This window comes from Deinococcus peraridilitoris DSM 19664, assembly GCF_000317835.1.
GTDB classification, from domain to species: Bacteria; Deinococcota; Deinococci; order Deinococcales; family Deinococcaceae; genus Deinococcus_A; species Deinococcus_A peraridilitoris.
In genome coordinates this window covers 3,138,030-3,149,473 of record NC_019793.1, presented here as the reverse complement: position 1 = coordinate 3,149,473, position 11,444 = coordinate 3,138,030, and the positions used below count along the sequence as shown (strand labels likewise).

The following is an 11,444-nucleotide window of genomic DNA, read 5'->3' as shown; positions in this document are numbered from 1 at the left end:
CTTTAGTATTCGATGCTCTTGACCTTGTACTTCGCCTGACGCTGCCCCAGGTTGACCACAAAGGACTCGCCGACCTTGCGTCCCATGAGCTGCGTCCCGACCGGGCTGTCATCACTGATCTTGGGCAATCCTCCGCCCAGCACTGACGCCTCGGGCGCGCTGACCAGCTGAACGCGCATCTCACGCTTGCTGTTCTCATCGAGCAACACCACGATGGCCCCGAGTGCGGCTTTTCCAGTGTCCGCTTCGTGGTCGGCCATGACCATCGCGCGGGCCAGCGTGTCCTCGAGTTCGTCGATGCGTGCCTCGATGTTCATCTTTTCGCGCTTGGCGTCCTCAAGCCCGGTGTCCTCGTAGTCGGCAGCCGTTTCCATCTGTTCCTGCACGATGCGTGTCGCTTCGGCGAGCCGCTCCTGTTCGTGCTGCAGCGCCTTTTGCAGGCGTTCGTAGCCTTCCCGCGTCAGTTTGATTTCACGTGCCACGTTGCCCTCCACTGTGATGTCCAGCGCACTGAGATTACTTCTGAACCGCACAGGCGGTTCGGGAAAGGTGCAGTTCGACTGGGTCCTCGACTTCAGTCCAAGCGGTTCCAGAAAAGCCGCGCGGAAAGTACGATCGACTGCTGCTCCGCTTGACCTGCATTTTGCCGTGGTGGTCGGGTTTTGTGGCTGAAACGGCGGCAAAATACACCCGGAAAAACTTGGTCGTCACATTGTGGCACAAAGCCAACGTGCGGGCAACGAAAGCTCGCTGCCCGGCGCTAAAAGCTCAGTTTCCGTGAACCCGCTCTCAACCTGCAGGCTCAAGGAAAAAGCTGTGCCGACAACGCGGCGAGCCCTCCGTGACCGGCGCGCGCCTGACAATGGCGGGTATTCAGACAGAGGGTGACATAACGAAAACGACGGGGAGCCAGTTCGGCACGGTAAATGCCGACCTCGCTGCGCGACCGGGTGACGTGGCACAGATCACAATGAACAGCATTCTTACCTGCTGGTTCGATGGGATCGAGTTCCAGCAGCCGGTCGCCGTGCACCACGGCCAGCTTTCCGTCGGCCACCGGGAAAAGGCCCAGGGTAGCGCGCCGCGCCGACGGCTCGTGGCTGCGGCCACCCGGCTCACCGAACAGTTCGCGCGCCGTCTCCGGAAACAATTCAAGCAGCAGGTCGCGTTCGTCGTGGCCGTTCACGCCCCGAGTATAGTGTCGCGCGCCCGAACGGACCCTGAGCGAAAACACGTTGAGGCCTGACCCGCCCGCTGCCCTGGATGTTTTACGACCCAACCGGCGGTCGGCTGACCGGCTGCGCCTCACTACGTCATAAACATAACGTGCCTGTCTTACTCCGTGAAGAATGCGTGGTTGCTAGACTGGCAATGTGTCTTCCCGCCATGCCAACCGCAGCGGAATCGTCCTGAGGCGGTATGTCACGCCTGCCGGGGACGTCATTCTGACGATGCTCACGCCGCAAGGAAAACTGCGCGCCATTGCCCGTGGCGGCGCGCGAGGCGCGCTGCGCAGCAAGCTCAACTTGTTTCAGCACCTGACCCTGCAGATTTACACCACCCCGAGAAACGATCTGCCGACCATTCAGCAGATCGTGCTGGAAGGGGCCCTGCCGCGCCTCGCCGGCCCGCAGTGTTACGCCTACGTTCACCTGCTGGCCGAGCTGGCCGACGCGCTCGTTCAGGAAGGTGAGCACAGCGAGCAGGCCTTTGAGCTGTTTTCCGGCGCCCTGCGCGGCCTGAGTCACCACACCGACCCCGAGTGGGTCGCGCTGGTCATGAGCTACAAACTGCTGATCCTGGCCGGCTTCGTACCGCGCGCTGCCTCTTGCGCACGCTGTGGAGCCCCCAACCCCCGCCACCCGGACCCCCTCAGCGGGCACCTGGTGTGCGCTGCCTGTGCCGAGTTGCCTGCACTACCGCCAGAAGGCGTGGAGTTTCTGCGCAGCCTACCCCGCTCGACAGTGCGCATGCTGATGGTCTCTCCCCTGGCAGTGGAGGCACGCGCCAGTCTCTGGAAAGCCCTGGAACGCTTTGTCACGCTGCACGTGGGTGAGGTGCGTTCCTGGAGAGCCCTGCCACATGAATCCCTGCCCATGGTGCAGATGCAGTGAGTCTGGTGTCGGAGGACTCTCAGGGTGCGTGGTGCTGCTGGAGCAGCTCATCGACGATCAACGCGCTGCCCAGCACGCCCGGCAACCCACCTCCAGGGTGAACGCCTGTGCCGACCTGCCACAGCCGCGCACCCAGACGGTAGCGCTGGGGATGCAGGGGACCGGCGCGCCACGGCGCGAACACCCGACCGTAAATGGCGCCTCCTGTTGCCCCTCCCACGGCAAGATCGGCGGGTGAGATCCGCAGGGCCGTGCTCAACTCGCCGTGCAGCGAAACACCGAGCTGCTCCTCGATTCGGCGCAGCTGTCCCGCCACCCAGGGATGCTGCGCGCGGTAGGCCCCCGCACTGGCGGGGACGGTCAACAGCACGGACAGCACGCGTGCGGAGGCCTGATAGGCCTGATAGTGCTGATAGTGCACCAGGCTCAGCGTGTCAGGAGCGAGCACCCGCGCCCGCATGGCCTGCTCGAAGGATCGGTAGTCCGACGGCGCAATCACGCTGGTGGGCGGCAACGGCAATTCAGCTTCAGAGGCCGTCACACCGTAGAGGGCGAGCCCGGAGACACTGAGTACACCACGCGGCGTGGCGCGACCCAGCAACCCGGCCAGCCGGGTGGGGTCAATGGCCGAGACCAGCTGATCGTGCCGCCGCATTTCACTCCCAAGGTCCACCAGGCCCCCCCGGACGTCAAGCCGCTCGACGGGGGTGTCCGGGCGCAAGGTCACGCCACGCGCACGGGCAAAGCCACACAGCGCCTCGATCAGCGCAAACATTCCTTGGCGGGGACGCCAGACGTCGTGGGCCATCAGGGCGGGCAACAGCGCGTAAAGCGCCGAGCCAGCGTGTGGTCCTACCCCGGCGTTGAGGGTGTGGGCGGCCAGCGCGTGATGAAGCGGAGCGGGAAGCGCCCTCGCGCGCAGCCAACGCTCGGCGTTCGGGTGTGGGAGCAGCAGGCGGGCGAGTGCGCGGCTCGCCTCGACAAAACGCGGACGCGTCAGGCTGGGTGGGGTTGTCAGCAAGGTCTGGATGTGAGGTGCCAGCGGCGCGACCTCGTTGCAGTACCGGACCCAGTGTTCGTACAGCGGATGGTCCACGGGAACAGGCAAGGGCAGCTGCGCGCCGGGTACATAATGGACGCCCAGCCCGGGCAGCGGCTGCAGATCGAGGGGATCGGTCTCACTCAGCCTTGAAAGCACCAAACGCCAGACGCCTGGAAAGGTGAACAGCGACGGGCCGCTGTCGATCCAGCGCCCGGCGTGCCAGACGCGTTGCAGCTTACCTCCCAGCGGACCGCGGTCGTACACCGTGACCGCGTGACCCCGCTGCGCCAGCAGACAGGCCAGCGTCAGGCCGGCCACGCCCGCACCGATGACGCCCACCGAGCGTGTCCGCCGCACGTCAGGACGCCACGGCGCGCGCCAGCTGGTATACGAGCTGCACTCCGGCCACCGCTCCCAGCAACCAGGGGCTGAGCAGCGAAAGCGGATACAGCCTGCGGGCCGTGGCTTCTCGCGGGTCACGCAGCAAACGCAACGACAGCGCGCCACTCATCAGCCACACCGAGCACGCGCTCAGTTCGCTGACCGGCAGCAGCAGCGCTCCGGCCAGCACGAACCATCCCAGCGACCAGCGGGCCGTGGCAACCACGCCGAGCGTCGTCGCGACGGTGCGCACACCGGCCGACCGGTCGGCCGTGAGGTCTTGTACGGCGTCGAAGGCGTGTTTTCCCACCGACCACGCCATCAGGGCCAACAGCGGCCACAGCGGCCACGGCTGGCCCAGCAGCTGGGCGGGCACCAGCACTGGCAGCGCGTAGGCCACGTTGGAGAGAGAATCGAGCAGCGGGCGCGACTTGAAACGTACCGGAGGCAGCGAGTAGAGCGTGAAAAGCAACATGGCCAGCGTCAGGGTCAGCAACGCCGCAGACGGAAAAGCCAAAACGAAGTACAGCACGAAAGGTGCGTTGACGAACGGAATGGCCCACAACAACGGTCGCAGGTGCTCGGCTTCAAGACGCGCCCCCTGCCAGCCACCCTTGCGCTCGCTCACGGCATCCTCGGCGCGGTCCGAACAGTCGTTGAGGCCGTAGATCAGCAGGTTATAGGGAAAAGTCAGCCACAACAGCAAGACCAGCCAGCGCGCTTCCCAGCTCCACAAGCTGCCCGCGAGCCACAACCCCACCACGCCCACGCCCACGGTGTTGATCCACAAGGCTGGGCGTGAAACCAGCAGCAGCTGCCTGGCCAGGCGGGCTGGGGCAAGGGGCGCTGGTGGGGTGAGCGCGCGGGTGCGGTTCATCAGGCGTAATCGTATTGCAAGGCGCGCGCTCGCTCTGCGAGCACGCTCAGGTTCTCGAACGGCAGGCCGAGTGCGGGCGCGATCTGTTCGGTCGGCAGATTACCAACCAGGGTGTCCCCCGCAAAAGGGCAGCCGCCCACGCCACCCAGTGCGCCTTCAAACCAGCGGATACCGGCGTCGCGGGCCGCCAGTGCCAGCGCCACGGCCTGCTCGCTTCGCGCGTGCAGGTGCACTCCCAACTTGTCAGGACCGAAGCGGGCCACGGCCGCGCGGCACACCTCGGCAACCAGTTCGGGGGAGGCGCGCCCCACCGTGTCGGCCAGGGCGACGTCGCTCACCCCCAGATCCCGGCAGCGCGCGACGGCGTCCAAGGAGGTCTGCACCGCCCACGGCTCGCCGTCGGGATTCCCGAAACCCATCGAGAGATACACCACGAGGCGCTTGTCGGCCTCGCTTGCCAGCGCGCGCAGTTCGGCCAGCAGCGGCCATGACTCTTCAAGGGACTTTCCGGTGTTGCGCCGCTGAAAGGCATCCGACACCGAAAGCGGGTAGCCGACGCTGGTGACTTTTTCTTCTTGCGCAGCGCTTTCCAGGCCACGAGCATTGGCAATGATGCACAGGTAATCACGCGTCTCTTCATCCGCTCTGCCGGGCCGGGGGCTGGGCAGCGCCGCCAGGACCTGCCCGGTGTCGGCGAGTTGCGGAACGGCCTTGGGGCTGACAAAGGAGCCGAGATCCAGGTGGGTGAATCCGGCTTCCAGCAATGCGAGCAGATAATCGATCTTGGACTGCAGCGGAATCGGGCGGTGCAGTCCCTGCCAGGAGTCGCGAGGGCACTCGACATACGTCCAGCGGGAGTGCACGCCAGGGCTTGGCGTCATGCGCGGATTATAGGGCCTGCCGCGCACATTTCCCTGGCAAGCGTGAAGGGAAAAGGCAAGATGGGGGCTTGCTCAGGACGCACCGTCAGAGAACATACCGAAACGTGCGCGCCAAGCCTGTACAAAGGGTATTCAGGAGGGCCGGCCGGAGTGTGAAATGGCCTTTTTGGAAGGGATGACCCAAGGTATGCCAGACGCCAGCATCAGCGCCGCCACAGGGCTGTACACCGCCAGCGAGGTCGAGCAGCGCACGGGCGTGCCTGCAACCACCCTGCGGCAATGGGAGCGGCGCTACGGCACCCCGCGCCCGCTGCGCAACGAAAGTGGTTACCGTCTGTACAGCGCGACTGACCTGGCCCACATCGAGTTTCTGCGTGCCCGGCTGGCAGAGGGCATCTCGATCAGCCGGGCGGTGCAGCTGTCGCGCGGTTTCTTTCAGGCACCGTCGGGTGATCCGCCAGCACCCGCAGAGCTGCGCGAACTGATCACGGAGCTGCGCGCGTCCCTGCTGGCAGCCGATCACGCGCGCGCCGCCGAGCTGCTGTCGTGGGCCCACTCCCGCTGGACGGTGGAGGACGTGCTGATTCAAGTCATTCAGCCGGTGCTGTACGACATCGGTGACTTGTGGGCGCGCGGTGAAATCACCGTGGCGCACGAGCATCAGGCGAGCACCTTCCTGCGCGGCAAAATCGCCCAGCTTCTCGATGCGGCCGGCTCGCCACGCTGGGGTCCGGTGGTGGTGGCCGCGTGTGTTCCTGGCGAGCAGCATGAGATCGGTCTGCTGATGCTGTCGGTGGTTCTGCGGCGCGGCGGTCTGCGGGTGCACTGCCTGGGTCCCAATACCCCACTCGCTGACCTCGCGCTGTATGCCGGGCAAGTCGGCGCCGAAGCAGTGCTGCTGTCGGCCAATTCGCAAGAAGCGCTCGATGGCCTGCCCAGCCAGCAAACTGCCCTGGATTCGGTCGGGCTTCCCCTCTTTTTCGGCGGAGCGTCATTCAACGCCTGTCCCGCTCAGGCCGGCGCCCTGGGGGGACACTATCTCGGCCCGGACGCCGTGAGCGCTTCCCGGCGACTGCACGAATTTTTCGAGGAGCGTGACCGGTCGTGAGCTGTGAATCCCCATCGGGTGTCGGGTTTCGTGCCCTGCCTTACTGGAGGTCACGGTGAACGAAGGGCCCGGTCACAAGCGCCGTTATCAGCGCAGCGAAGCCATTTACCGGCAGGGCGAGCCTGCCAAACGAATTTTTCTGGCCGAAACCGGATTCGTGCGTCTCTACCAAGCAACGCCACGCGGCCGGGCGTTGACGGTCCGGCACGTGCTGCCAGGCGACTACTTCGGCGAGAGCACCTTTGTGGACGCATCGGGTGACACCGGCGTGTATTCACATTCAGCCGAAGCGCTGACGGGCGCCCTGGTCGCGTCGTTCGATCTGAACGACCTGAGCGAAGCAGAGCTGCTCTCGGTTTCTTGCAGTCTCAGCGCGCAACTGCGGCGAGCCATGAACTTCAGCGTTCACCTGCAAAGCGGTGACCTCAAACAACGGGTGGTCCGCTACATGCTGGAACTGGCCGATACTCCGCTCGGCGCCGAGGATGCCGAAGACCGGCTGTACATTCGCGCTACCCACGAGTTGCTGGCTGAAGGGAGCGCCAGTACCCGCGAGAGCGTCAGCAAAATCGTCACCGAGTTGCGCGAAGCCGGCCTGATCGAAAGCGGTTACCGTCACATCATCCTGCTGGACCTGAGCGGTTTGCAAAAACTCGCCTCGCACGGCTCCAGCGAGACCCATCCCCGTTGAAGCGCTCCCGACCATCTGATCTCACGACCGGTTGCATGCCAAAGGAGGCCCATCTGTGCGCATCTTGATCACCGGAGGCAACGGTTTTGTCGGACAGGCGGTCGCCCGGCAGTTCGTTCGGGACGGGCATGACGTCCTCTTGGGTTCCCGGCGCGGTTCGGTCCGCGGGGCGTTGCCCGAGGTTTCCGCGCTCGCGCTCGATGTCACCGACCGCACGAGCGTCCGGCAGGCCATGAGCACCGCGCGCCCCGAAGTGGTGGTGCACCTCGTGGGCATCATCGCGCAACGAGGCACGCAGACCTTCGAGCAGGTGCACGTGCAGGGAACCCGCAACCTGCTGGAGGCGTGCGCGCCGCAAACCCGATTTCTGCACATGAGCGCCCTCGGCGCGCGGGCGGACAGCGCCAGCGGCTACTCGCGCAGCAAGTCGGAGGCGGAGTCGCTGGTGCGTGCGAGCGGTTTACCGTTCACGATCTTTCAGCCCAGCCTGATCTTCGGCCCGGGTGACGACTTCTTCGCACGGGTACTCAAAAATCTGGTTTCCAGCGCGCCCATCGTTCCGGTGATCGGCAGCGGCGCTTTTCCGTTCCGCCCGGTAAGTGTGCACGACGTGGCGCTGGCCTTCTCACGCGCCCTGCAGCGGCCGACCTCGGTCTCACAGACCTACCAGCTGACCGGCCCTCAGGAATTCCGTTTCGATGACTTGCTAAAGCTCGAACTGCAGGCGCTCGGTCAGCGTAAACCGCTGTTGTACGTCCCCCTGGGTGTCATGAACCTGGCCGTGCCCCTGATGCAGATTTTGCCCCGGCCACCCATCACCCGTGATCAGTACCGCATGCTGCTGGAAGGCAACACCGCCGATCCCGAACCGGCGAGGACTGCCTTTGATCTGCCCATGCTCGAACTGCGCGAAGCGCTGCCCGGCATTCTGCGAGGAGCGGGAGCGAAGTCCTGAGGAAAAAGCAAGCACGGCGAGCAGTGGCTCGCCGTGCTTGCTTTTTGGGTTGGAATTACGCGACGCGCTGCTGGCGGTCGACAACGGCTTCCTTAAGGCGGAAGATCACCAGCGAACCCACGAAGGTACAGGAGATCAGCCCGTGCGCATTGCCAAGGCTGAGGGCAGCCATGACTTCCTCGCGGGTCATGCGCAGTTGCTCGGCCATGTGCAGGGCGCTGTCAGCGCGGCCACGCAGGTACTCGAGAACCTTCTCGGCTTCCTTGGTGAGCGGGGTAGCTTCGACGTCGGCAAGGCCGGGATCGGCGAGGCCGTACACCGCGCGGGTGCCGGTGCCCGGCAGACGGCGCACCCGGCCCTGATCGAGCAGCGACGCCAGGGCGGCACGCAGGTGGCTCAAGGCGAGGCTGGTATGACGGGCCAGTTCGGTTTCGACCCATTCGGGCTTGGATTCCAGGGCGGCGAGCACGAGCTTCTCGTTGGCACGGCGGGTCTGTTGCAGATCGTCAATGGTAGGTGGGTTGAACATGCGACGCCTCCGGCATGAAAACCCCGGCAAGCGCCGGGGAAAGAACGGTTAAGGGCTTCGCGCAATCATGCGCGCAACCTTTGTATTGTTCCATGAATGGCGCCCTTCGAACATGGCCGAAGTCACAATGATCGCTGAAGGGTGCTCAGCCCCGAACGGGAACTTCCGGGTCCTCCTGCGGGAACGCGCTTTGCAGAATACTGGAATGAACGCCGAAGTCACGTGCAATTTCACGCGCCGTCATTTTGGCCGACATCATGACCGACGGCGTGCCTGCCCCCGGCTGCGCACTCGCCCCCACCAGATACAGGTTACCGATGTCCTCGCTGCGGTTGTGGGGCCGGAAATAAGCGCTTTGCATCAAGACCGGCTCGACTCCGAAGGCATTGCCCTGGTAGCTGTCGAGTTCCTGCTCGAAGTAATCGGGCGTGACGAAGTGCTGGTAGACCAGCCGCTCACGCAGACCGGGAATGAAGCCGCGCTCTTCCAGAAAACGCAGTACCCGCTCGGTGAGTTTGGGGCCCACCTCGGTCCAGTCAAGGCCGCTGCCGTTGTGAGGCACCGGAACGAGCGTGTACGCCGCGTGATATCCGGGCGGCGCCAGCGAAGGATCGGTCAAGGTCGGCAGGTGCAGGTACTGCGAGAAGTCCTCCGCGAGCACCTTACGGTCGAAAATATCGGTGAGCAGTTCCTCATAGCGGGGTCCCAGGATGATGTTGTGGTGACGCAGATCGAGCGGCAGGCTGTCGGCACGGAACCCAAAGTAGACCACCAGCAGCGACATGCTTTGCCGGGCGAGCTTGACGCGGGCATCGCTGTTGACGCGGCGGTGTCGGCGCTCGATCAACTTGAGGTAGGTGTTGGCCCAATCACCATTGGACACCACCACGTCGGCCGCGAGGTGCTCGCCGCATTGCAGGGTCACGCCGCGGGCAAAGCGGCGTGAGAAGAGTCCGCCCATCCCGCCGCGCGCGTCCGTGACCTCGATGCGCGCCACAGGGGCGTTGTAGCGCATGGTGCCGCCCAGTTCCTCGAACTTGCGCACGAAAGCCCGCACCAGTGCGCCCGTTCCGCCCATCACATAGTGCACACCCCAGGTCTTCTCGACAAAGTGGATCATCGCGTAGATGGCCGGCACCTTGAGCGGATTGCCCCCCACCAGCAACGTCTCGAAGCTGAAGACCTGCTGCATCTTGGGATTTCTGAAGTACTTCCGGGCAAAAGAGAACAGGGTGCGCACCGCGTCGAGTTTCAGGAGATCGGGCACGACGCGCAGCATGCTGCCCAGGTCTCCGAAATGGGTGTAACCCAGTTCCAGAAAACCGCGCTCGAAGATGGCGCGGGCGTCCTCGTGAAAGCGTTCGTAGCCAGGGAGATCTTCGGGGGCGAGCACGCGAATCTGCGCGCGCGTGCCCTCCGGGTCGCCGTCGTAATCAAAAAAGCTGCCGTCGTCGAAGTAGATCCGGTAAAACGGCAGGATCGGCACGATGTCCACGTACCGTCTTGTCGCCGGTCCTCCGCTCAGGCCGCTCATGACCCGCGGCGCGCTGACCACTGCGGGCGGAAAGTCAGGGGCGAGCAAGCCTGCCTTCCCCCGTTCGAGGGAGAACAGCTCTTCGATGAAGTGAGGCACGGTGATGACTGTCGGCCCCATGTCGAAGGTGAAGCCGTCGGCCTGAAACTGGTAGGCGCGTCCACCCGGAGCGTCGCGCCGTTCCATGATGGTGGTGTCAAAGCCCAGGCTCTGCAGGCGGATGCCCAGAGCCAGTCCACCGAAACCCGCACCGATGATGACGGCCGTTTTGGATCGACCCGATCGGGAAGCCGACCGCGATTGCGCTTGAGGCGTCTGCTGTTGAGGCGTCACGATGCCCCAGCATGAAAGCCCGGCGCCGCCTGCGTCTGTAGCCGATGCGCCGATGCACGCTTCATCCCGGCGCTCCGCGCGAGCGCCACAGGACGCCCGGCAACATCAGCAGTTTGCGCGTACCGCTCACCTGTGCCCGGCGTGAGAAATTGTCAAAGTCGTTCTGCTCCAGCGCATCGAGAATTCCCTCGTACGCGGACGCGGCCGCGCCGACGGCCAGCCGGGCACGTCCGCGCAGGCGGGGAATACCCGAGCGCCCTTCGGCGTACCAGGTGCGCGCGGTGGCTACGAGGTGACGCATCAGTGCCTGATATTCGCTGCTCACGGTGGCGCCGTGGATGTCCCGCGCACGCAGCCGGTATGCGCTGAGCAGGTCTTCGGGCAGGTACAGCCGACCGCGCGCGGCGTCTTCACCCACGTCGCGCAGAATGTTGGTGAGCTGCATGGCCTGACCCAGCTTGAGGGCACGTTGCAAGGTTGCCTCTCCCCCGTCGAAACCGGCAATCGGAGCGATCATGAATCCCACCACCCCCGCCACCCGCCGGCAGTACAGTTCCAGTTCGGTCATGTCACGGTAATGGTGACCGTCCAGGTCCATGCGCAGCCCCAGATGCAGTTCCTCGAAGGCACCCCGCGGAATTGGAAAGCGCGCCACCGCCCAGCAGAGCGCCTGAAACACCGGGTCGGCGCTGGGAGTTCCGGCAAAGGCGCCCTGGACACCGTGCCACCAGGCTTCGAGACGACGCGGCGCGCTGTGCGGATCGCCCTCGTCGACGATGTCATCACCGTGGCGGCAGACCGCGTAGACCGCCCAGACCGCCTGACGTTCGGCCGGGCCAAAAAAGCGTGACCCGAAATAAAAGGTCTTGGAGTGGTCCCGGGTGACGTCGCGGCAATGCGTGATCGCGCTGCCTGGCAGTTTGGCTGTAAGATCTGACGGCGCCATCTCGCTCCCCTGTTCGAAGTGTAAGCAAGCGGCAAGCAGCGAACCTCCGGTTT

The 11,444-nt window shown here is 64.9% G+C and carries 12 protein-coding genes; 4 read left to right on the top strand and 8 right to left on the bottom strand.

What is annotated here, in order from left to right:
• Window positions 1–2 precede the first annotated feature (2 nt).
• Both DEIPE_RS15395 and DEIPE_RS15390 read right to left on the bottom strand, forming a co-directional pair.
• Complete coding sequence (locus tag DEIPE_RS15395) at window positions 3–482, bottom strand: GreA/GreB family elongation factor (RefSeq protein WP_015236893.1); 480 nt, start codon at window positions 480–482, stop codon at window positions 3–5.
• 320 nt (window positions 483–802) lie between these two features.
• The gene (locus DEIPE_RS15390) at window positions 803–1,186 is read right to left on the bottom strand and encodes a hypothetical protein (RefSeq protein ID WP_041230938.1); all 384 of its coding nucleotides are present in this window, start codon (window positions 1,184–1,186) and stop codon (window positions 803–805) included.
• A 187-nt stretch (window positions 1,187–1,373) separates the two neighbouring features.
• On the opposite strand from DEIPE_RS15390, the gene recO reads away from it, so the two are divergent.
• On the top strand, window positions 1,374–2,114 hold the full coding sequence (gene recO, locus DEIPE_RS15385) for a DNA repair protein RecO (RefSeq protein WP_015236891.1): 741 nt from the start codon (window positions 1,374–1,376) through the stop codon (window positions 2,112–2,114).
• A 19-nt stretch (window positions 2,115–2,133) separates the two neighbouring features.
• Here recO and DEIPE_RS15380 read toward each other — a convergent pair whose 3' ends face one another.
• The 3 genes from DEIPE_RS15380 to DEIPE_RS15370 are packed head-to-tail and all read right to left on the bottom strand — an operon-like array spanning window position 2,134 to window position 5,295.
• Window positions 2,134–3,513, bottom strand: coding sequence for a phytoene desaturase family protein (locus DEIPE_RS15380; RefSeq protein WP_157448895.1), 1,380 nt, complete (start codon window positions 3,511–3,513; stop codon window positions 2,134–2,136).
• A gap of 1 nt (window position 3,514) precedes the next feature.
• On the bottom strand, window positions 3,515–4,414 hold the full coding sequence (locus DEIPE_RS15375) for a UbiA family prenyltransferase (RefSeq protein ID WP_015236889.1): 900 nt from the start codon (window positions 4,412–4,414) through the stop codon (window positions 3,515–3,517).
• On the bottom strand, window positions 4,414–5,295 hold the full coding sequence (locus tag DEIPE_RS15370; RefSeq protein WP_052326722.1) for a beta/alpha barrel domain-containing protein: 882 nt from the start codon (window positions 5,293–5,295) through the stop codon (window positions 4,414–4,416). Before DEIPE_RS15370 ends, DEIPE_RS15375 begins: the two co-directional genes overlap by 1 nt.
• A 175-nt stretch (window positions 5,296–5,470) precedes the next feature.
• Here DEIPE_RS15370 and DEIPE_RS15365 point away from each other — a divergent pair, with 175 nt between their 5' ends.
• From DEIPE_RS15365 to DEIPE_RS15355, 3 genes are read left to right on the top strand one after another with little or no spacing between them, the layout of a single operon-like run.
• The gene (locus DEIPE_RS15365; protein WP_245557544.1) at window positions 5,471–6,403 is read left to right on the top strand and encodes a MerR family transcriptional regulator; all 933 of its coding nucleotides are present in this window, start codon (window positions 5,471–5,473) and stop codon (window positions 6,401–6,403) included.
• A 55-nt stretch (window positions 6,404–6,458) separates the two neighbouring features.
• Window positions 6,459–7,094, top strand: coding sequence for a Crp/Fnr family transcriptional regulator (locus DEIPE_RS15360; RefSeq protein WP_015236886.1), 636 nt, complete (start codon window positions 6,459–6,461; stop codon window positions 7,092–7,094).
• A 55-nt stretch (window positions 7,095–7,149) separates the two neighbouring features.
• Window positions 7,150–8,049 (top strand): complex I NDUFA9 subunit family protein, encoded by a 900-nt coding sequence (locus DEIPE_RS15355; RefSeq protein WP_015236885.1) that lies wholly within the window; start codon window positions 7,150–7,152, stop codon window positions 8,047–8,049.
• 55 nt (window positions 8,050–8,104) lie between these two features.
• Here DEIPE_RS15355 and DEIPE_RS15350 read toward each other — a convergent pair whose 3' ends face one another.
• From DEIPE_RS15350 to DEIPE_RS15340, 3 genes are all read right to left on the bottom strand, one after another.
• A complete protein-coding gene (locus DEIPE_RS15350) occupies window positions 8,105–8,578 on the bottom strand; it encodes a hypothetical protein (RefSeq protein ID WP_015236884.1) in 474 nt (157 codons plus the stop codon).
• Window positions 8,579–8,723: 145 nt separating this feature from the next.
• On the bottom strand, window positions 8,724–10,445 hold the full coding sequence (crtI, locus tag DEIPE_RS15345; RefSeq protein ID WP_015236883.1) for a phytoene desaturase family protein: 1,722 nt from the start codon (window positions 10,443–10,445) through the stop codon (window positions 8,724–8,726).
• A gap of 61 nt (window positions 10,446–10,506) precedes the next feature.
• Complete coding sequence (locus tag DEIPE_RS15340) at window positions 10,507–11,391, bottom strand: phytoene/squalene synthase family protein (protein WP_015236882.1); 885 nt, start codon at window positions 11,389–11,391, stop codon at window positions 10,507–10,509.
• Window positions 11,392–11,444: the final 53 nt, after the last annotated feature.

What these genes read in the sequence shown, in the direction of transcription:
- DEIPE_RS15375 (WP_015236889.1), bottom strand. Translation starts at nt 4,414, where the DNA reads ATGAACCGCACCCGCGCGCTCACCCCACCAGCGCCCCTTGCCCCAGCC.
- DEIPE_RS15370 (WP_052326722.1), bottom strand. Translation starts at nt 5,295, where the DNA reads ATGACGCCAAGCCCTGGCGTGCACTCCCGCTGGACGTATGTCGAGTGC.
- DEIPE_RS15365 (WP_245557544.1), top strand. Translation starts at nt 5,471, where the DNA reads ATGACCCAAGGTATGCCAGACGCCAGCATCAGCGCCGCCACAGGGCTG.
- DEIPE_RS15350 (WP_015236884.1), bottom strand. Translation starts at nt 8,578, where the DNA reads ATGTTCAACCCACCTACCATTGACGATCTGCAACAGACCCGCCGTGCC.
- DEIPE_RS15340 (WP_015236882.1), bottom strand. Translation starts at nt 11,391, where the DNA reads ATGGCGCCGTCAGATCTTACAGCCAAACTGCCAGGCAGCGCGATCACG.